Source organism: Exiguobacterium sp. SH0S2 (assembly GCF_004337185.1).
Classification (GTDB): Bacteria; Bacillota; Bacilli; order Exiguobacteriales; family Exiguobacteriaceae; genus Exiguobacterium; species Exiguobacterium aurantiacum_A.
The window spans coordinates 1-19,454 of sequence record NZ_SJVB01000010.1 but is presented as its reverse complement, the minus strand read 5'-3'; the positions used below and the strand labels follow the sequence as shown (position 1 = coordinate 19,454).

The 19,454-nt window shown below is 50.8% G+C and carries 16 protein-coding genes, 3 tRNA genes, 2 rRNA genes, 1 other RNA gene and 1 other annotated feature; of the genes, 17 read left to right on the top strand and 5 right to left on the bottom strand.

Annotation, left to right across the window (positions count from 1 at the left end; translation table 11 throughout):
* Positions 1 to 19: 19 nt before the first annotated feature.
* Together rrf and guaB are read left to right on the top strand one after the other, a co-directional pair.
* A 5S ribosomal RNA gene (gene rrf / locus EVJ21_RS15090) occupies positions 20 to 135 on the top strand.
* A 251-nt stretch (positions 136 to 386) separates the two neighbouring features.
* On the top strand, positions 387 to 1,850 hold the full coding sequence (gene guaB, locus EVJ21_RS15085; RefSeq protein ID WP_071398621.1) for an IMP dehydrogenase: 1,464 nt from the start codon (positions 387 to 389) through the stop codon (positions 1,848 to 1,850).
* A gap of 46 nt (positions 1,851 to 1,896) precedes the next feature.
* Here the strand turns inward: guaB and EVJ21_RS15080 are convergent, their stop codons facing one another.
* From EVJ21_RS15080 to pdxR, 3 genes are all read right to left on the bottom strand, one after another.
* The gene (locus tag EVJ21_RS15080) at positions 1,897 to 5,328 is read right to left on the bottom strand and encodes an alpha-amylase family glycosyl hydrolase (protein WP_131490793.1); all 3,432 of its coding nucleotides are present in this window, start codon (positions 5,326 to 5,328) and stop codon (positions 1,897 to 1,899) included.
* A 150-nt stretch (positions 5,329 to 5,478) separates the two neighbouring features.
* Complete coding sequence (locus EVJ21_RS15075) at positions 5,479 to 6,129, bottom strand: class A sortase (RefSeq protein WP_131490792.1); 651 nt, start codon at positions 6,127 to 6,129, stop codon at positions 5,479 to 5,481.
* Positions 6,110 to 7,528 (bottom strand): MocR-like pyridoxine biosynthesis transcription factor PdxR, encoded by a 1,419-nt coding sequence (gene pdxR / locus EVJ21_RS15070; protein ID WP_131466542.1) that lies wholly within the window; start codon positions 7,526 to 7,528, stop codon positions 6,110 to 6,112. Before pdxR ends, EVJ21_RS15075 begins: the two co-directional genes overlap by 20 nt.
* A gap of 287 nt (positions 7,529 to 7,815) precedes the next feature.
* On the opposite strand from pdxR, the gene pdxS reads away from it, so the two are divergent.
* The 8 genes from pdxS to EVJ21_RS15030 all read left to right on the top strand — a co-directional run bounded on the left by pdxS (position 7,816) and on the right by EVJ21_RS15030 (position 13,814).
* Positions 7,816 to 8,706, top strand: coding sequence for a pyridoxal 5'-phosphate synthase lyase subunit PdxS (pdxS, locus tag EVJ21_RS15065; protein WP_070329506.1), 891 nt, complete (start codon positions 7,816 to 7,818; stop codon positions 8,704 to 8,706).
* Position 8,707: 1 nt separating this feature from the next.
* The gene (gene pdxT, locus EVJ21_RS15060) at positions 8,708 to 9,286 is read left to right on the top strand and encodes a pyridoxal 5'-phosphate synthase glutaminase subunit PdxT (RefSeq protein ID WP_131490791.1); all 579 of its coding nucleotides are present in this window, start codon (positions 8,708 to 8,710) and stop codon (positions 9,284 to 9,286) included.
* A 75-nt stretch (positions 9,287 to 9,361) separates the two neighbouring features.
* Entirely contained in the window at positions 9,362 to 10,606 is a 1,245-nt protein-coding gene (locus EVJ21_RS15055) for a D-alanyl-D-alanine carboxypeptidase family protein (protein ID WP_236636599.1), read from the top strand.
* Positions 10,607 to 10,624: 18 nt separating this feature from the next.
* Positions 10,625 to 10,832: a binding site (T-box leader), on the top strand.
* 52 nt (positions 10,833 to 10,884) lie between these two features.
* Complete coding sequence (gene serS, locus EVJ21_RS15050; protein ID WP_131490789.1) at positions 10,885 to 12,168, top strand: serine--tRNA ligase; 1,284 nt, start codon at positions 10,885 to 10,887, stop codon at positions 12,166 to 12,168.
* Between the two features lie 146 nt (positions 12,169 to 12,314).
* A tRNA-Ser gene (locus tag EVJ21_RS15045) sits at positions 12,315 to 12,405 on the top strand.
* Between the two features lie 35 nt (positions 12,406 to 12,440).
* Positions 12,441 to 12,531: transfer RNA gene (locus EVJ21_RS15040), tRNA-Ser, on the top strand.
* Positions 12,532 to 12,561: 30 nt separating this feature from the next.
* Positions 12,562 to 12,651 (top strand) — tRNA-Ser (locus tag EVJ21_RS15035).
* Between the two features lie 164 nt (positions 12,652 to 12,815).
* On the top strand, positions 12,816 to 13,814 hold the full coding sequence (locus EVJ21_RS15030; protein ID WP_131466536.1) for a hypothetical protein: 999 nt from the start codon (positions 12,816 to 12,818) through the stop codon (positions 13,812 to 13,814).
* 40 nt (positions 13,815 to 13,854) lie between these two features.
* Here the strand turns inward: EVJ21_RS15030 and EVJ21_RS15025 are convergent, their stop codons facing one another.
* Positions 13,855 to 14,526, bottom strand: coding sequence for a deoxynucleoside kinase (locus EVJ21_RS15025; protein WP_016510587.1), 672 nt, complete (start codon positions 14,524 to 14,526; stop codon positions 13,855 to 13,857).
* Entirely contained in the window at positions 14,523 to 15,158 is a 636-nt protein-coding gene (locus EVJ21_RS15020) for a deoxynucleoside kinase (RefSeq protein WP_070329502.1), read from the bottom strand. Before EVJ21_RS15020 ends, EVJ21_RS15025 begins: the two co-directional genes overlap by 4 nt.
* Before the next feature lie 121 nt (positions 15,159 to 15,279).
* Between EVJ21_RS15020 and tadA the strand changes: the two genes are divergently transcribed.
* The 7 genes from tadA to EVJ21_RS14985 all read left to right on the top strand — a co-directional run.
* Positions 15,280 to 15,780, top strand: coding sequence for a tRNA adenosine(34) deaminase TadA (gene tadA / locus EVJ21_RS15015; protein WP_016510583.1), 501 nt, complete (start codon positions 15,280 to 15,282; stop codon positions 15,778 to 15,780).
* Positions 15,781 to 15,833: 53 nt separating this feature from the next.
* Positions 15,834 to 16,102: signal recognition particle sRNA large type (gene ffs, locus EVJ21_RS15010), an RNA gene on the top strand.
* A gap of 94 nt (positions 16,103 to 16,196) precedes the next feature.
* The gene (gene dnaX, locus EVJ21_RS15005; protein ID WP_131490788.1) at positions 16,197 to 17,873 is read left to right on the top strand and encodes a DNA polymerase III subunit gamma/tau; all 1,677 of its coding nucleotides are present in this window, start codon (positions 16,197 to 16,199) and stop codon (positions 17,871 to 17,873) included.
* A gap of 15 nt (positions 17,874 to 17,888) precedes the next feature.
* A complete protein-coding gene (locus EVJ21_RS15000) occupies positions 17,889 to 18,206 on the top strand; it encodes a YbaB/EbfC family nucleoid-associated protein (RefSeq protein WP_035386845.1) in 318 nt (105 codons plus the stop codon).
* Positions 18,207 to 18,228: 22 nt separating this feature from the next.
* Positions 18,229 to 18,828 carry a recombination mediator RecR gene (gene recR / locus EVJ21_RS14995; protein ID WP_070329500.1) on the top strand — a complete coding sequence of 200 codons (600 nt, stop codon included), beginning with the start codon at positions 18,229 to 18,231 and terminating at the stop codon, positions 18,826 to 18,828.
* Positions 18,829 to 18,845: 17 nt separating this feature from the next.
* Complete coding sequence (locus EVJ21_RS14990; RefSeq protein WP_236633568.1) at positions 18,846 to 19,049, top strand: YaaL family protein; 204 nt, start codon at positions 18,846 to 18,848, stop codon at positions 19,047 to 19,049.
* Between the two features lie 341 nt (positions 19,050 to 19,390).
* Positions 19,391 to 19,454, top strand: a 16S ribosomal RNA gene (locus EVJ21_RS14985); the annotation flags it as partial.

Sequence of the window (19,454 nt, the reverse complement as noted above, 5' to 3'; positions counted from 1 at the left end):
TTCAGGGAACAATCCCTTGTCTGGTGGCGATAGCGAAGCGGCCACACCCGTTCCCATGCCGAACACGGAAGTTAAGCGCTTCAGCGCCGAAAGTAGTTGGGGGTCTCCCCCTGTGAGGATAGGACGTTGCCAGGCCATATGAAGGACGACCAAGCACATGCTTGGTCGTCTTTTTCTATTTCTAAAACCGATTATTATTGACTTGGCCTTCCGATAACGTGGACATTTTCCGAATGATTTGAGAAGGATTCAACAGGAATGAACACAATTCTGAACTTTCTGAACATCGTGAATTGAATTGCACTTTCGAGCCATACCTGTTACCATTACAGAAATATTTCGAAACAAAGATTCGGGTCCGATAGAGAAAGGGGCAATCGATTTTTATGTGGGAAAACAAGTTTGCAAAAGAAGGATTAACGTTTGATGACGTCTTACTCGTACCGCGGTTTTCAAATGTCTTGCCAAGAGATGTAAGTCTGAGCACGAAGCTATGTGAAGGGCTTGAGTTAAACATTCCAGTCATCAGCGCTGGTATGGACACAGTGACGGAAGCACCGATGGCAATCGCCATGGCGCGTCAAGGTGGTCTTGGCGTTATCCACAAAAACATGTCGATGGAAATGCAAGCAGAGCATGTCGACCGTGTGAAACGTTCGGAGAACGGAGTCATTACGAATCCATTTTATTTGACGCCAGAGCGCCAAATTTACGATGCCGAGTATTTAATGAGTAAATACCGCATTTCCGGTGTCCCCATCGTCAATTCTGAACAAGAACGGAAATTGATCGGTATTTTGACTAACCGTGACCTTCGCTTCATCAGAGACTACTCGACTGTGATCGAAGACGTCATGACGACAGAAAATCTTGTCACTGCAAAAGTCGGAACTTCTCTTGAAGAAGCAGAGCGAATTCTGCACCAACACCGCATCGAGAAGTTACCACTCGTCGACGATGCCGGCGTTTTAAAGGGCTTGATCACGACGAAAGATATCGAGAAGGTTGAGCAATTCCCTCACGCTGCGAAAGACAAACAAGGGCGTCTTCTTGTGGCGGCAGCTGTCGGGGTAACAAAAGACGCTGCTTCGCGTGCTCAAATCCTTGTCGATGCAGGCGTGGATGCGCTCGTTGTCGATACAGCACACGGCCACTCGGCTGGTGTCATCGAGAAAGTGAAAGAACTGCGTGATTTGTTCCCGACACTTCCAATCATCGCCGGTAACGTGGCGACGGCAGAAGCGACACGTGCTTTGATCGAGGCCGGCGCTTCAGTCATCAAAGTCGGTATCGGACCGGGTTCGATTTGTACGACACGGGTCGTTGCCGGAGTCGGTGTCCCTCAAATCACGGCAGTCTACGACTGCGTGACAGAAGCACGAGAACACGGTGTCACGGTCATCGCTGACGGTGGAATCAAGTACTCGGGCGATATCGTCAAGGCAATCGCTGCTGGCGCAAGCGCTGTCATGCTCGGTAGTCTCTTGGCTGGCGTAAAAGAAAGCCCAGGTGAGATGGAGATCTATCAAGGTCGTCAGTTTAAGACTTACCGTGGTATGGGATCGGAAGCTTCGATGAAGCGAGGCAGTCAAGACCGTTACTTCCAAGAAGCGGATAAAAAATTCGTCCCAGAAGGCATTGAAGGACGCGTCGCTTACCGAGGCGAGCTGGCCGACACGGTGTATCAACTCATTGGTGGCCTTCGTTCGGGAATGGGCTATTGCGGCGCTGCCGACATTCGAGCATTGCGAGAAGATACGCAGTTCATTCGAATGACTGGAGCCGGCCTGCAAGAAAGCCACCCACACGATGTGCACATTACAAAAGAAGCACCAAATTATTCACGTTAACAAATAAGCCGTTGTCTCCTGAAAAGGGACAACGGCTTTTTGCTGATCATTTTTTAGCTTTAGAGACGAGGATGACCGTACCGCCTTGATCTTGCGCTGGTAGGTTCACGGTCACCTTGCCGTCGCGCTTGACGACGTATGTCCGTCCGCTATAGCGGTCGACGAGCACTGTGTTCTGTTTGTGCTTTGTTTCGAACGTCGCCGTTTGAGCCGACTCTTTCGTGTTCAATCCAATAAGAATAGACTCTTTGCCGTAAGCCCGTTCAAAAATCGAATAACCGGTGCTCGAACCGCCGGCAACGACCGAACGTGTTCCTTTGCTGAACACTTTTGAATAGTCCGCCCGAATGTTGAGCAACTTTTGATAGTGGGCGTGCATGTCTTTGCCTTCACCGTTCACCCGTTTCCAGTCAAAGTCGTAACGGTTTTCGTTAAACTCGCCTTTGTCCATGTCTAAGGCATGTTTCCCAGATTGACCGATCTCTTCTCCATAGTAGATGACCGGTTGCCCTTTCGCCGTCATTTGGAGCGAGGCTGCGACCATATGCTTACCTTCATCGCCGCCAGCACGAGAGATGAGGAAGCCATCTTCATCGTGGCTGCTGAGGAACTGGCCGAGTGTCGCTTCGTTTGAGAGTTGGGTGTTCCGGTATTGAAGAGCGCTCTCGACCCCATCAATGTTCCCGTTGATGAAATTTTCCGCTTGGTACTTGAAGTCGAAATCAAGCAACGAATCCATCTGGCCGCTCCGGAGATAGCCGCCTGTGTTGTTCACACTCGCCCCGTAATGCTCACCAATCATTTTAAAGTCTGGCTTGAGCGCTGTCAGTTCATTCTTAAACGATTTCCATGTCGTCGCATCCACATGCTTGACCGTATCGACACGGAAGTAATCGATCGTATTCCCTTGTTTCGTCTTCGAACGCTTGATCCAGTCAGTCTGCCATTTGACGAGTTGTTCACGGACGGCAGCTTCCTCTGTCTTAAAGTCAGGAAGGCCGGAGAGCGACATTTTCAAATCGTCCCCGTCGACAGGCGTGTCACGAATCATGCCTTTAAAGGCATCACGTTCCTTGTTCGTAGGGAAATTCGTCGCCCCTGTGCTGTCGGCGCCTGGTTCCATTCCGTAGCCTGGGTGGTTCAAGACGACGTCGACCATGATCTTGATGCCGCGTGCGTGGGCCGCATCGATCAGGCGATGGAACGCCTGCATGTCTCCGAGATGTTCATCAAGTTTCTCGAAGTTTTTGGCCCAGTAACCGTGATAGCCGTATTGAGAGCCATCTTTACCGTAGCGGAGATCCCAATCGATATTATCGACGATCGGGGTAATCCAAATCGTGTTGATCCCGAGCTTGTCGAGATAGTCGAGTTTTTTCGTGATCCCGGCGAAATCGCCGCCGTGATACGACTCGAGATGATCTTGGTCATAATATTCACCGTTCGGATTATTGTTCGTCTTGTCGCCATCGTGGAAACGATCCGTCAACATGAAGTAGATCCGGGCTTCGTCCCAGTCAAACGCTTGCTTGTCTTTCATCGTGACCGGTCGGACGTTTACGGAAGCCGTCGTTTTATGGACGTTGCCATATTGATCCACGGCCGTGATCGTCAACGTTTTGTTGCCTGGCATGACCGTATCTTTGACTGCGATCGTCTGTTTATTGAGTGCCGGATCGATTGAAAGTTTAGCCGGTCCACCAAGCGGGCGGGCATCGATATAGAGTTCACGAAGCGTCACGCCTTCTGGTAGCGTCGGTTTGACGTGAACGACGGCATTCTCCCGCGAACTGATCGCTTTCGGTGCGATCGAAGACGTGAGTTTGACGGCCGGACGACGGTATTCGACGGTTGACGCTTCAAAATAGGGATCCGTCACTTCGGTCGTGACGCCGTCTTTTGTGACGAGGAACGTATAGTCATGCGTCCCTTCCGGAAGACGGACGGTATGACGGTACCATTCGTTCTTATCCTCATACGCCATCGGATAGGTCACGCCATTCACGTTTAAGGCGACACGGTCGAGTTGATCGAGCTGTCCTGCCTCGTACAAGTCTTTGTCCCGATAGAAGAACGTGACGGTCCCGTCCTCGAACACCGGTCCTTGAATGGTTGGTACTTGATGGAAGGCGCCTTGGCCGCTCGCGACGACGACTTTCGTGACACGATCATTTCCGAGTTTCACGTAACGGTCTTCACCGTAAGCGTCCTTGACCGCCCAATCGGTTCCTTTACGGATGACAAATCCGACGTTCGTCGCATCTTTCCCGACTGGAATTCGGAAAATGGCGCCGTCTTCCGTAATTTTGTGGGGATCCACTTGTCCATCTTTTGCCCCGGTGCTCCACGTCCACAAGTTCCAATCGGTATAGTCTTGATCGGCGCGGACGTACAGCATTTCGATGTACCGCTGCGTCTTCCATGGATCAGCCAGCTCCGTGACGGTCTTGAACGAAGTCGTCAGCGCGGGTAGCGTCGTGGTCGATAGATTACCTTTGACGGCCCCGGCTGGCAATGTGGCCGTGTACGTCTGACCGAGTCCGAGTTTGCTCGTCGACGTGACAGTCACGGTCGAACCGTTTGCTTCGGCAGTGAACGGGACGGCCGTCTCTCCGCTCATCAAGCTGACATTTGAGGCGTCTAACGTCACCGGCTCATTGAACGTCCAGGTGATGGGAGCAGATACGTCGGCATCTACAGACTGATTCGCCGGGTCGACGTTCGTTACTTCAAGCTGCGTCACTGTCTCGACGCCGCTGAGTGTATAGGCCGGGCTGTACACAGATTGAGTCGACGGGTTGGCCGAGACGTTCCAGCTGTCAGCTAGTTTGTTAGATCCGTTGCTCGGAATCGTATCGAACGCACCGTGTTCACCGGCATTATTTCCGCTGAGGACGGTGAGAGCACGGACCGTGTCGTCATTTTTTAAACCGAGCAGCGACAACGGGATTTTCCCTTCGAATCCTGTCGTCCGGTCGAGGGCGAACGAAGCACCGTTCAAGTTTGCCAAGTTCGCGAGCGGGGTCGTCTTCCCAGCTTCATAGAGCGCGGCTTCTTTGACAGACTTGTCCCCATCGACACGAAGTAAAATGTGATACTGTGGTTTTTTGTCTGTTTGACTAAAGTTGAACGGATAACCGAGTGGGTTCGTGGCGACGCCAGAATCTTCATCGTTCACTTGGAGGGCGATGTTTATGTATTGGCCGTTGTCGCCCCAGTTCGGGACGTTGAACGCATCGACATAGAAGTACAGGTTCGTTTTGTCATTTTGAAGATAAAGATTGCCGAGATCGAAGCCTTGCCAACCAACATCTGCCGATGACGCTAGCGCCGAGACGTCTGTCCAATCGGTTTTATTCCCATCGACTGCCACCGTCGTCGGTTCGGCCAAGACGTTCACCGGGACACCGGCTTGAATGAGCAGGACAGAAGATAAGAGTAATGTCGTCGTACGTCGTGCCGTATTGTTCTTCTTCATGAGAGCACCTCTTTCGTAAAATAGGTCGTCTACAGGGCAACGGATTGTCAATTTTGTGCAAACGGTTCCAGAAATAGTTTAGCCGATTATGTAAGCGCTCACAATATGTTTTTTGAAAAACAATAAAACGTCCTTCGTGTGGAAGGACGCTCAGTTAGAGATATAAGGTGTTGTCTGCACGAGCTCTCCCTTGACGATTAATCGTTCCGTCGCATCGAACGTGCACGTGATCAAGGTAATGGTCGCATCTGTCGTCTCGTCAAGCACGTCGATCCGTGTCGGGGGAACGGTCTCGAGTGCCTCCGTCCGGTATTGATACGTGTTCGTCAAATCGGTCACGTAAATCATCGTTCCCGTCTTGATCGTATGGAGCGGTCCGAACAAGGCTGTCGGACTTTGGGTGTAATGACCGGCTAGTGCGTAATTCCCACGCCCCATCTGTTGGGAAGCGCGCATCGTACCAGCCCCGACCGCTAAATTCTCATTGTCGAGACCGTACAAAATTGGTAATTCTAAATCGATATCTGGAATCGTGATCATGCCGATTGTCGGCAAATCATGAAATCGATTGCGCACGTTTAACAAGTCGTCCCACGATAACGGTTCGACCGTTTCGAAGTCGAATTCGCCCCGATCCGGCTGTTGGAATTGAATCGCTTCAGTCACACGTTTGCTGTTCGAGGTGGCGACACGGTCTTTCCACCATGACTCGGTCAAAAAGAGGCTACCGATCAACAAACAGACGATGCCGATGACGTAGCGTGAGCGTCTGATCATTGTTTCATCGCGAGGTTTTCCCATATGGCCCTCCCTTCCCGATATTCCAACAGGTCATCAACTGGTCAATCGCCGCGTGTAACGTCGCTTCAGGCAGGGCGGCGAAACCAAATAGCAGTTGCGGTCTCGTGTCGCGTGAATTGATACGATAGTCGGCCATCGCCTTGATACGAATGCCTGACTGTTCAGCGAGTTGCTTCAATTGCTCGCTAGTTTGTGCTGTATCGACCGAGAGGACGATGTGGAGACCAGCGCTGGCGCCAGTGATTGTGACGAGCGGCTCGTATGGTTTGAACGCCGTGATCACGGTCTCAAGTTTGCGGCGGTACGTTTTACGCATCCGGTTCAAATGTTTCTCGAAATCGCCGCTCGCCATAAACTCGGTTAGCGTATGTTGCTCGAAACGCGGCACACTGCAGGTGAAATGGCGATACCGTTCCCGATAGCGGTTTAACAGTGGGGGCGGAAGCACCATGTAACCGATGCGGAGCGAAGGCATGAGCGACTTCGAAAACGTGCTCAAATAAACGACACGTTCGTTTTGATCCATGCTTTGCAACGAAGGAATCGGTTTGCCGCTGTAACGAAACTCGCTATCGTAATCATCTTCAATGATGTACGTTTGCCGCTCGGACGCCCAGTTGAGGAGGCGCTGGCGACGGCTGACGGACAGGATCGTACCGGTCGGGAACTGATGGGCCGGGGTCACATAAACCGCATCGATTGCCTCTGCCTCGAGTCGGTCGACAAGGACCCCGCTGTCGTCGACCGGGAGCGGGACGTAGCTTCGATTTTGGTGTTCGAACAGCTGTCGCGTGAGCGGATAGCCCGGGTCTTCAATCCCGAACGTCGTCGCGTCGGTGAGCAAGTCGAGCAGTTGAGGCAACAATTGCTCGGTCCCAGAACCGACGATGATCTGCTCGGGCGAACAATGAACGCCACGGGAGTGATACAAGTACGTGGCGATTTCTTGGCGGAGCACGAGATCGCCTTGCACCGACCCGAGTGCGAGCAGTTCATGATTCTCCTCGGCGACGACTTGTTTCAAGTGACGGCGCCAACGTTCGAACGGGAATGCGGTCGTATCGATCTGACTCGGGTATAAGTCGAACGTGTATGTTTTTTTCGTCGGAAGCGGTTCGATCGTGCTGGTGCCACGCCTGACGTACAGCTCTTCTTGCGGCAAGACGTAAAACCCTTTCCGTGGCAGCGACTCGATATATCCTTCAGCAAGCAGCTGGGCGTAAGCGAGCTCGACCGTCGTTTGCGAGACGTCCAAAAATTGGCCGAGCTTCCGTTTTGACGGCAGTTTCGTCCCGGTCATGAGCGTATCGTCGACGATCGCTTGCCGGATGTGTAAATAGAGCTGTTCATAAAGCGGGGTGCTCGATTCGGGCTCGAGCGAGAATGTGAGCATATCCATAAGTTGTCCTTTCTTCTGTCAGCCGAAGAAAACATAGAGCACGAATCCGATGACGAGAATGAACGAAATCAGTCCAGGCTTCCCGTAAAAGGAACGGTTTTCCGCTTGATCTCGCGGGTTCCATTGGTCCATAAAACATTCCTCCCTTATACGTAATAAAATTCGAGGAAACGAGCATGAACCCTTCTCCTAGAACTGACCACTTTAAAAAATATAAAACTGGCACTTTCAATATAGTCAAATCAATCTATACTTGCAAGTAGACTAGCTTAATGGAGGCGATTTATATGGAAAAGAGACAAGTAGGGACAGATAAAGTCAAACGTGGAATGGCCGAAATGCAAAAAGGTGGCGTCATCATGGACGTCATCAACGCTGAACAGGCGAAGATTGCTGAAGCAGCAGGAGCCGTGGCAGTCATGGCGCTCGAGCGCGTACCATCAGACATTCGTAAAATGGGTGGCGTCGCCCGGATGGCAGACCCGACAATCATCGAAGATGTCATGGGAGCGGTATCTGTACCGGTCATGGCGAAATGCCGCATCGGACATATCGCCGAAGCCCGTGTCCTTGAATCGATGGGGGTCGATTTCATCGATGAGAGCGAAGTGTTGACACCGGCCGATGAAGAGTTCCATCTTTACAAGCGTGATTACAATGCGCCGTTCGTCTGCGGAGCGCGTGACCTCGGAGAAGCTTCACGCCGCATCGGTGAAGGTGCAGCGATGATCCGGACAAAAGGTGAGCCAGGGACAGGAAACATCGTCGAAGCGGTTCGTCACATGCGTACCGTCCAAGCACAAGTGAAACGCTTGCTTTCAATGAGCATCGATGAAGTGATGACAGAAGCGCGCGACCTTGGTGCCCCGTTCGAAGTGCTCATGCAAATTCGTGAAGCGGGCCGTCTTCCGGTCGTCAACTTCGCAGCAGGTGGTATCGCGACGCCGGCAGACGCGGCACTCATGATGCACCTCGGTGCGGACGGCGTCTTCGTCGGATCAGGTATCTTTAAAGCAGAGAACCCAGAGAAATTTGCCCGTGCCATCGTTGAAGCGACGACATACCATGACGACTACGAGCGAATCGCTCACTTGTCAAAAGGTCTTGGCGAAGCGATGAAAGGACTCGACGTCCGCACGCTCAAACCAGAAGAGCTCATGGCGCCGCGAGGTTGGTAAGATGACGACGATCGGTGTACTCGGAATGCAAGGTGCGATTCGTGAACACGTCCGCATGCTCGAGGCGCTCGGTGCAGATACGCTCGTCGTCCGTTCGGTCGATGACTTGGACCGCATCGACGGACTCGTCTTGCCAGGCGGGGAGAGCACGGCGATGCGTCGTCTGCTCGACCGCTATGACCTGCTCGAACCGCTTCGTGCGAACACATCGTTGCCGATGTTCGGCACATGTGCCGGACTGATTTTACTCGCGACCGAAGTGGAAGGGTATGATGCCCACCTTCGCAAAATCCCGATGATCGTCAAGCGCAACGCGTTCGGACGTCAAGTCGACAGTTTCGAGGTCGATTTACCGGTCAAAGGACTCGATGACGCGGTTGAAGCAGTGTTCATCCGGGCCCCGCAAGTAGCAGCGGTTGACGCTAACGTCGAAGTCCTCGCCGAGGTCGAAGAAGCAATCGTTGCAGTGCGCTACGACAAATATGTTGCCTGTTCGTTCCATCCAGAACTGACGGATGACTTGTCGATGCACCGCTACTTCTTAGAAATCGTCAAGGCGACGAAGCATCAACTCGCATGAGTCGAAGACTCCCTGTAACTAGGGGGTCTTTTTCTGCTACACTGTAACGAGACACGTACAGAAAGGGGCAAGACTGTGAAAGATAAATGGATTGTATCGGTGCTCATATGCGCTGTCCTTATAACTATTGTTTTTCCGATGAACGCTTCAGCAGCGCCTAAAGTCGAAGCGAGCGGTGCGATGCTCGTCGATATGACGACCGGGCAGGTTCTTTTTTCGAAAGATGAAGATGCGATGCTCCCACCGGCGTCGATCACAAAGCTGATGACCACTTTCCTCGTTCGGGAGGCAGTCGAGTCAGGAGAACTGAGTTGGAACGAAGAAGTGACGCCGAGTGAAGCGGCATTGGCCTTGACGCGTAAACCAGGGCTCGCCCGCATCCCGCTCGTCAATAAACCGTATACAGTCAAGGAACTATATGACGTGGCGCTCATCCGCTCGGCGAACGAGGCCGCGGTGACGCTGTCCGAGGCGGTGGCGGGGTCGGAAGAAGTGTTCGTTCAACAGATGAACGAGCGGGCAACCGAGCTCGGCATGACCCAGACGACGTTCGCGAACGTCTCGGGACTAGATTCTGTATCAGCAGGGCGTCCAGGAGAAAACTTGACGTCGGCGAATGATTTGATGAGGCTCGCGCTCGCCTACTTGACGAAATTTCCGGATGTGCTCGACGTGACGAAGCGAGCGTATGTCGACATTGACGGCGTCAGATTCGAAGCGACGAATCGGATGCTTTCAGGCCGCGATTTGGCGTATCCAGGGATGCTCGGTTTTAAGACGGGCACGACGGATGACGCCGGTTATTGCTTCATCGGCGTATCGACACGAGATGGTCGGACCGTGCTCTCCGTCGTCCTTGGGGCCGAGACGGACAACGGGCGCTATGAGGCGACGAAAGCACTTCATGAGTTCGCTTATCGCGACTTTGTCATGACACCGATTTTACGGACCGGAGAAATCGTGCCGGAGAATGTATTCGTCGCCGAGGGAGAAGTTGAAACGGTAGCTGCGCGGACGACAGCGGCGTTCGAAGTGCTCGTCGAGAAAGGACAAGCCGTCCCTGAACCAGTCTATGACCTTCCGGACACGAAAGCACCGGTCGCAGTCGATCAACAAGTCGGGACGGTCACGATTGAACCTTCAGAGAGCGTCCGCTATCTTGACGGCGAGAGTCCGCCGACAGGAACACTTGTGACTGCCGAATCAGTCGAGACCGCTTCATTTTTGACTCGGATGAGCCGGGCCTTCGCAGACTTTTTAGAGGAGGTTCGACTCGTCCTAGGAAAACTGAGTCTTGTCGATAGAGTCGAGATGTTGTAAAGTAAGATTAATTCAATGACAGATGCAACGATGAGGAAAAGTACGTTACAGTCATCTACTTACAGAGAGCTAGTGGTTGGTGCAAACTAGTGGGACGACGTAACTGAATCGGCCTCGGAGCATTGACTTGGAAACAAGTCACGTCACGCACACGTTACGTGCATCGAGTGGCCTAGTTTTAGGCAACGAGGGTGGCAACGCGGATCCAAGGTGGTTCGTCCCTTTCCTACGGGAAAGGGGCGTGCCACCTTTTTTATGCAAAAAAGGAGGAACTAGTTATGTTAGACATCAAACGATTACGTCAAGATTTTGAAGGGATTAAAACCAAGCTCGCCCAACGCGGTGAAGACTTGAGTGCGCTCGACCGTTTCCCGGAGTTAGAAGGGAAACGCCGGGACCTCATCAACGAGGTCGATGTGAAGAAAGCAAAACGAAATGAGGCGACGAAACAAATCGCTGAGCTCAAGCGCAACAAGCAAGACGCGGAAGCACCGATCCTTGAAACACGCCGCCTTGGTGATGAGATCAAGTTGCTCGACGAGGAATTGCGTGAAGTGGAAGCCGAGTTGAACATGATTCTCCTCAGCATCCCGAACATCCCGCATGAATCAACGCCGATCGGTGAAACAGAAGACGACAACGTCACGATCCGCGAAGTCGGAACGAAGCCCGAGTTCGATTTTGAGATGAAACAGCATTGGGACGTGATGGAAGACTTGAAAATTGTCGACGTCGAACGCGCCGGTAAAGTGACGGGAAGCCGTTTCGTCTTCTATAAAGGATTAGGTGCTCGCTTAGAACGGGCGTTGATCAACTTCATGATGGATATGCATGCCGATGAGCACGGCTATTCTGAAGTGCTCCCACCGTACATGGTTAACCGTGACGCGATGACAGGGACGGGTCAGTTGCCTAAATTTGAAGAAGATGCGTTCAAAGTGGCCGACACGAATTACTTCCTCGTCCCGACAGCGGAAGTACCGGTGACGAACATGCACCGCGATGAGATTATCGCTGAAGCGAACTTGCCGATCACGTATACAGCTTACAGCGCTTGCTTCCGTTCAGAAGCGGGATCTGCCGGTCGTGACACACGCGGTCTCATCCGTCAGCACCAGTTCAACAAAGTCGAGCTCGTCCGCTTCGTCAAACCAGAAGAGTCTTACGAGCAACTCGAGTTGTTGACAGGACACGCGGAAGAAGTGTTGAAACGCCTCGGTCTTCCATATCAAGTACTCAGCATGTGTACAGCCGACCTCGGTTTCACCGCAGCGAAGAAGTACGATATTGAAGTATGGATGCCGGCTCAAGGTGTATATCGAGAGATCTCATCTTGCTCAAACTTCGAGGACTTCCAAGCGCGTCGTGCCGGGATCCGCTTCCGTCGTGATGTGAATGCCAAACCGGAGTTCGTGCATACACTCAACGGTTCAGGGCTTGCCGTCGGTCGGACCGTCGCCGCGATTTTAGAGAACTTCCAACAAGCCGATGGATCGGTCGTCATCCCAGAAGCGCTGCGTCCATACATGGGCGGAATTGAAAAAATTGAACTTCCCCGTTAAACGAGGAATGGCCTATCCGAACGTATCATTCCGGATAGGCTTTTTTTTAAATGTTTTTTTACAAAAGGGTTTGACATCTGCTTGCTGAGTTGGTACTATAAATCATGTCGAGCGAGATGTTTGTTCGTCAACTGCATACGAGCCGTGGAGGTGTACCCAAGTGGTTTAAGGGAACGGTCTTGAAAACCGTCAGGGGTGTAACAGCCCGCGTGGGTTCGAATCCCACCACCTCTTCCATTTTTATTTAGAGGCTCAACAATTGCATACATCGTGGAGGTGTACCCAAGTGGTTTAAGGGAACGGTCTTGAAAACCGTCAGGGGTGTAACAGCCCGCGTGGGTTCGAATCCCACCACCTCTTCCACTTTCTTTTTTTTTACACTTTTTTCAGCTTGGAGTTGTACCCAAGCCCGGCTGAAGGGGACGGACTCGAAATCCGTTAGGAGTCGTAAGGCTCGCGTGGGTTCGAATCCCACCAACTCCGCTTTTTAGGCGTCTGCACAGGCAGATGCGTTTTTTTTTGTCGTAGACTACGGTCTGCGGCTTTTTTTGTTTGTGGCGAAACAGCGAAAAGTGGCTAATCTCGGCTTGAATCGGGAATCTTAATAAGGTAGAGACTGGTGGCGCGTTAGGAAGGAGAGGAGCGTCATGGACTGGATTGAAGCGTATGTCGATGAAGTGGTCAGGCATGTCCCGCCGAAGCGGAGAGACGAAGCTGCCGTTGCTATTAGGGAGGATATCGAAGCGAAGCTGCCGGATCAGCCGACCGAGACGGAAGTGAAGCGCGTGCTCGAACAGATGGGACATCCGGCCATCGTTGCTGCGCGTTATAAAGACGGCCAGTATTTGATTGGACCTAAGTTTTTCCCGATGTATGTCAATGTGGTCAAGCTCGTCGTCCCGATCGTGATGGCTGTAGTCTTCTTCGGTTTGCTCATGGCGAGCATCCCTACATTCTCTGGACCGGCCATGCCGACAATCGGAATCTTTCTCACGAATTTGTTCGACACGTTATGGGACGTTGGGATTCAACTCGTTTTTTGGATCACGCTCGTCTTCTTTTTAATTGAGCGTTACGCGCCGAGCGATGCGATCGCCCCTGACATGAGTTGGAATGTGTCCACATTGCGTGATCGGGACCGCGGAGGACGGATTAGTAAATTGGATGCCGGATTCGGATTGTTCTTTACGGCGGTTTGGTTCGGGGTGTATTTGAACGCCGAGCGGTTTCTCGGGATTTATGAGTCGACAGGGGAAGGTTTTTCGATGATTGTTCCGATTTTTAATCAATCGTTCTTGTTTGAAGTGGTCTGGTTGTTCTTAGCCGTCATTTTGCTTCAAGTCGTCCTCGGTGTTTGGAAATGGGTGAAAGGACGTTGGACGTATGCACTCGCCTCGTTCAATTTGATCTATAACGTGGCCTCAGCCGCCTTTATCATTTGGATGGCGGGTTCGTCGCGCTTGTTCGACCCGCGCTTTATCGACTGGGTCGAACTAAATGTCCCGAACGACGTGTTCTCGTTCGGGTGGGTGTTCGGATTGGTCGTGGCCATCACGATTCTGGCGGCTGTGTTTGATACGATTGACGGGTACCGGAAGGCTTGGAAAACACCGACACATCGAAAACGCCCGATTGCCCAGCCGTAAAAAAAGATGATGCCTCGCTTTTGAGCGGGGCATCATCTTTTTATCTTACTTTTGCTTCACGAGCGACTGTCAATTGTTTCCCGATTTTTTCAAGAATGAGTTCAACTGAATCCGGATCGTTAATCAAGTCATATTCTTCAATTGATAGACGAAGTACCGGGCACAAGTTGAAGTTGTTGATCCATTCCGTGTAGCGGGCGTACATTTCTTCCCAATACGCGATTGGTGTTTGTTGTTCCATCTCACGGCCACGCAGTTGAATGCGGTCGAGCACTTGCTCGAATGAGCCTTCGAGATAGATCAGTAGATCAGGGTGTGGGAAGAACGGCGTGAGCACCATTGCTTCGAACAGGCTTGAGTACGTCTCGTAATCTGTCGGCGACATCGTGCCTTTTTCATAGTGCATCTTCGCGAAGATGCCTGTATCTTCATAAATCGAACGGTCTTGAATGAAGCCGCCGCCGTATTGGAAGATTTTCTTCTGTTCTTTGAACCGCTCTGCCAAGAAGTAGATTTGAAGATGGAAGCTCCAACGCTCAAAATCATGATAGAATTTATCGAGGTATGGGTTCGTGTCCACTTTCTCGAGAGAAGTGCGGAAATTGAGGGCGTCGGCAAGCGAGTTCGTGATTGTCGATTTACCGATTCCGACCATTCCACCGATCGTAATGATCGTGTCATTCGGAATGTTATATTTTTCATTCAGGGTCATTTTAGTTGGGCTCCTTTAGTCAATTCTAGTTCGCGTTCAATCGTCGTGAGAACGTGCGTCAAATCGTCCGGGTTTTGGACAAAATCAAGTTCGTCTCCGCTGAACGAAAGAATCGTCACTTCGGGGTGAGTCGCACGGTACGATTCGACAAACGTTTCGTAATCCCGGGCGAGTTGTTCGAGGTAGTCGCGAGACATGTTCTCTTCTACTTCACGTCCACGCAACGCTACGCGTTTCATAAGCGTCTCGATACTGGCGTGCAAGTAGATGACGACATCGGGTTTCGGCATATCATGTGTCAAAATCTTATAGATTTGCTCATACTTGTTCAAGTGGGCTGGTCTCAGCGAACGGTGGGCAAAAATCAAGTTCTTGAAAATATGATAGTCTGAAACGACGGATTGCTGTTGGCTCAAGTGGTGTTTGTGGATATCGTCTAATTGCTTGAATCGATTGCATAAGAAGAACATTTCCGTTTGGAAACTCCATTCTTCGATATCTTCATAAAACTTGCCGAGAAATGGGTTTTCTTCTACAATTTCATTCAGCATCTGCATTGAAAAGTGCTGACTGATGATATGGGCCAGTGACGTTTTCCCGACACCAATCGGTCCCTCTACCGTTATAAACATATGATGTCATCCTCCATTATCCAAAGTGCAAGTTCCATTCTAGCACACAATGAAGAAGATAGGGCGAGCGAAATGATTTTCATTTTTTTTCATACTATGTGACAAGAAACGGGGTGTTAATATGGAACGGGATGAACGATTTATGAGGCTCGCCATCGCCGAAGCAAAGAAGGCGGAAGCAATCGGGGAAGTCCCGATCGGTTGTGTCATCGTTAAAGGAGAAGACGTGATCGCGACCGGCTATAACCGGCGTGAAACGGATTTATTGGCGGCGGCGCATGCCGAGATGATTGCGATTGAATCAGCGAATACGGTACTCGGTAACTGGCGGCTTGAAGACTGTGAACTGTTCGTGACGTTAGAGCCTTGTCCGATGTGCGCGGGTGCGATCATCCTCTCGCGCGTGAAGCGTGTCGTGTTTGGTGCCCGCGATCCCAAAGGCGGATGTTGCGGGACACTCATGAACCTTCTTCAAGACGATCGGTTCAATCATCAAGCTGAAGTGACCGAAAACGTTTTAGCAGAAGAATGTGGAGAGCTACTAACAACCTTCTTCCGCGGCCTTCGAGAACGGAAGAAGCAGGCTCGGCTTGAACAGAGAGGTTGCAACGCATCTGATTAAACAGTATAATGTAATAGCACTCGAAGAAGTGCTTAACTTCATTTACCCATTTGCCGTGCTAGGCGGGGAGGTAGCGGTGCCCTGTAACTCGCAATCCGCTATAGCGAGACTGAATTCCGATTCGAGGGAGTGCATTGGTGTGGCCCGTCCTCGTGTAAGTGGCGTTGACGTCTGAGTCCTGCGCAACGGTCACCCATGAACCAGGTCAGGTCCGGAAGGAAGCAGCCTTAAGTGGTGACGTACCGTGTGCCGCAGGGGTGCTTGGGCCGAGCAAACTGCATGAGTAACGCACATTGACGTGCTTTCAGAAATCGGTGCGCGGCAGATTTATTTAATAACTTTAATCTACGGCCCCAGGGTTGTAGATTTTTTTGTATGATGAAATAAAAGATGAAACGATGAAAGGAGGCGGGGACATGGCGTATCAAGCATTGTATCGGGTCTATCGTCCGCAGTCATTCCAAGAGGTAGTCGGTCAAATACACATCACACGCACGATTCAAAATGCGTTACTCGAAGAACGGATGTCACACGCTTATTTATTCTCTGGTCCGCGAGGTACGGGGAAGACGAGCCTCGCGAAGATTATCGCGAAGGCAATTAACTGCGAAACGGCGCCGACGAGGGAACCGTGTAATACGTGCCCGACCTGTGTGGCGATTACGGAAGGGACGAGCCCGGATGTATTCGAAATCGATGCCGCTTCAAACAACGGGGTCGATGAGATCCGCGAAATTCGAGACAAGGTCAAGTATCCGCCTTCGCAAGCGCGTTATAAAGTGTACATTATCGATGAAGTGCATATGCTTTCGACAGGGGCGTTCAATGCACTATTGAAAATGTTGGAAGAACCCCCACCCCATGCGATCTTCATTTTAGCGACGACGGAGCCCCATAAGATTCCGGCGACCATCATCTCACGTTGCCAACGTTTCGATGTGAAGCGGCATGAAGTCGGTCAACTCCAGACACGAATGGCTTACATTTTGAACGACCAAGATTATGACTATGATCCAGAAGCGCTTAAACTGATTGCCCGTGCCGCTGACGGTGGGATGCGTGATGCATTGAGCCTGCTTGACCAAGCGCTTGCGTTCAGTGACGGCCGTTTGACGGAAGAGGCAGTGCTCGAAGTGACGGGTGCGGTTACGGATGACGCTCTCCTTGATATGGCCTATGGATTGCAACAGAGACAACTCGATCAAATTCTGAAGACGCTTGAGACGATGTTGCGTGAAGGGAAGGACTTGAAACGGTTTATCGAAGATCTCGTGTTCGTGCACCGTGATGCCCTTCTATTAAAAGCATCTCCACAAGCGATAGACTTACTAGAGCGAGCCCGTCCGAACGAGACGTTCCGCCAATTCGTGGAAACGACCTCGACGGACGAGCTGTTTCAAGTGATCGAAGAATTGAATGAGTGTCAGCAACAAATGCGCTTATCCAACCATCCGAAAGTGCTGGTCGAGCTGACGTTCATTCGTATCGCTGAACAAGGACGAACGATGACCGAGCAAATGAAGCAACTTCAAGACCAAGTACGTGAATTGAGTCGTGAGTTGAATGAAGTGAAGAAAAATGGGATAGCGGTCACAGAGGCCGCTGCCGAGAAGCCGAAAGTGATGAAGCGGACGCAAGTTCGTGTTCCGAAAGAACGGATCCGCCAGTTGTTGCAACGGGCTGAGCGGCAGCATTTGAATGCAATCCGTGATAGTTGGGAAGACATTATGGTCAACATCCGTACGGTGGACGGCCCGATTTTCGCGCTGTTCTATGAGAGTGAAGCTGTCCTTTGTGCAAGTGACACCTTACTGGTACAATTTAAAGATGGGATGACATGGCACTACGAGCAGGTCAGTTCAAACGGCCGGACCCGCGATGTGATCGAGCAAGCGTTGTTCGAAGTGACGGGGATCCGTCGAGAAATCATGGCCGTGCTCGAGAGCGATTGGGTCGAGTTAAAAAACGAATTCATCCTTCGTAAACAATCCGAACGTTCAGACCATAAAGAAGAAGAGAAGGTCGAAGAAGACCCGCTCATTGTTCAAGCTGTCGAACGATTTGGAGATGTCGTTGAAATCGAAGAAATTTAAAAGGAGGCGCTCGATATGCGTGGAATGGGAAACATGAACAACATGATGAAACAGATGCAGAAAATGCAAAAAGATATGGCGAAAGCGCAAGAAGAATTAAAGGACTTGACGGTTGAAGGCACAGCCGGAGGCGGGATGGTCAAAGTGATCGTCAGTGGCCATAAAGAAGTAATGGATATCATCATCGCGGAAGAAGCGGTCGACCCAGATGACGTCGATATGTTGCAAGACCTTGTTTTAGCGGCTGTCAATGACGCCATGAAACAAGCCGACCAACTCGTCAACGATAAGATGGGACGTTTTACGCAAGGGATGAACCTTCCAGGTTTTTAAGTGAAGAAAGGAAAGATGCGAGTTGCAATACCCTGAAGCAATCGGACGCTTGATTGAAAGCTTTACAAAGTTGCCAGGAATTGGTCCGAAAACTGCCATCCGGCTAGCGTTCCATGTATTAGATATGGAAGAGGACGATGTATTGACGTTCGCCAAGGCGCTTGTCAGTGCGAAGCGTGATATTAAATACTGTACAGTGTGCGGACATATTACGGACGTCGATCCGTGTGCGATCTGTAAAGATTCGCACCGAGATGAAACGATCATCTGTGTCGTGCAAGATTCACGAGACGTTATTGCAATGGAGAAGATGCGGGAATATCGAGGGAAGTATCATGTGTTACATGGGGCGATTAGCCCGATGGAAGGGATTGGACCTGAAGATATTAACGTATCGAGTTTGCTGACGCGTCTACAAGAGAACGAAGCGGTCAGTGAAGTGATTTTGGCGACCAACCCGAACATTGAAGGGGAAGCTACGTCGATGTATCTATCGAGACTGCTCAAACCGACCGGGATTAAAGTGACGCGTCTGGCGCACGGACTTCCTGTCGGGGGCGATTTAGAGTATGCGGATGAAGTAACCCTCTCCCGGGCGATGGAAGGTCGCCGAGAACTATGAGGTGGTTTCGCAAACCTTTGCGGGATAGTTATGATCAACGGTTCCTAAGAGAACTGTTAGATGCGAAGGCGAAGTACGAAACGAAGCGCCACATGCTTGAAGTGAGCGTTGAAGACACTGGTGAACTGGCTGCCCAAGTGAAGCAGGCTGAAGCACTATACTTTTTTTATCTAAAAGAAGCAAAGCGACGACAAGTGTCCCTTTCTAATTTACGAACTTGAGACGAGGCGAAAGTCTCGTCTTTTTTTCTCTATATAATGAAGGAACTGGGGAGGGAAACGTCGCAGACTATAAAAAAACAAAGAATGTTTCTAGTTTTTAAAGTTTTTTTAATAAAGCTATTGCGTAGTTAAAGTTTTATTGATATATTAATAGACGTTGCCGAGAGCGAATGAAAAAATAATCTTAAAAAAGTTATTGACCATTTGGTTGAAACTTGTTAAGATATCTAAGTCGCCAAAGTGTGACAGACGAACTTTGAAAACTGAACGATGAGGCAAAAAAAGTTTTACAAGTTTTGATTGAAGCGCAAGCTTCGTCATTTTCAAGAGCTATATCAAATTCTTTGGAGAGTTTGATCCTGGCTCAGGACGAACGCTGGCGGCGTGCCTAATACATGCAAGTCG

Excerpts from the sequence above, each read along its gene's own strand:
- guaB (WP_071398621.1), top strand. The coding sequence starts at position 387 with ATGTGGGAAAACAAGTTTGCAAAAGAAGGATTAACGTTTGATGACGTC.
- EVJ21_RS15080 (WP_131490793.1), bottom strand. The coding sequence starts at position 5,328 with ATGAAGAAGAACAATACGGCACGACGTACGACGACATTACTCTTATCT.
- EVJ21_RS15075 (WP_131490792.1), bottom strand. The coding sequence starts at position 6,129 with ATGGGAAAACCTCGCGATGAAACAATGATCAGACGCTCACGCTACGTC.
- pdxR (WP_131466542.1), bottom strand. The coding sequence starts at position 7,528 with ATGGATATGCTCACATTCTCGCTCGAGCCCGAATCGAGCACCCCGCTT.
- pdxS (WP_070329506.1), top strand. The coding sequence starts at position 7,816 with ATGGAAAAGAGACAAGTAGGGACAGATAAAGTCAAACGTGGAATGGCC.
- pdxT (WP_131490791.1), top strand. The coding sequence starts at position 8,708 with ATGACGACGATCGGTGTACTCGGAATGCAAGGTGCGATTCGTGAACAC.
- serS (WP_131490789.1), top strand. The coding sequence starts at position 10,885 with ATGTTAGACATCAAACGATTACGTCAAGATTTTGAAGGGATTAAAACC.
- EVJ21_RS15030 (WP_131466536.1), top strand. The coding sequence starts at position 12,816 with ATGGACTGGATTGAAGCGTATGTCGATGAAGTGGTCAGGCATGTCCCG.
- EVJ21_RS15025 (WP_016510587.1), bottom strand. The coding sequence starts at position 14,526 with ATGACCCTGAATGAAAAATATAACATTCCGAATGACACGATCATTACG.
- EVJ21_RS15020 (WP_070329502.1), bottom strand. The coding sequence starts at position 15,158 with ATGTTTATAACGGTAGAGGGACCGATTGGTGTCGGGAAAACGTCACTG.
- tadA (WP_016510583.1), top strand. The coding sequence starts at position 15,280 with ATGGAACGGGATGAACGATTTATGAGGCTCGCCATCGCCGAAGCAAAG.
- dnaX (WP_131490788.1), top strand. The coding sequence starts at position 16,197 with ATGGCGTATCAAGCATTGTATCGGGTCTATCGTCCGCAGTCATTCCAA.
- EVJ21_RS15000 (WP_035386845.1), top strand. The coding sequence starts at position 17,889 with ATGCGTGGAATGGGAAACATGAACAACATGATGAAACAGATGCAGAAA.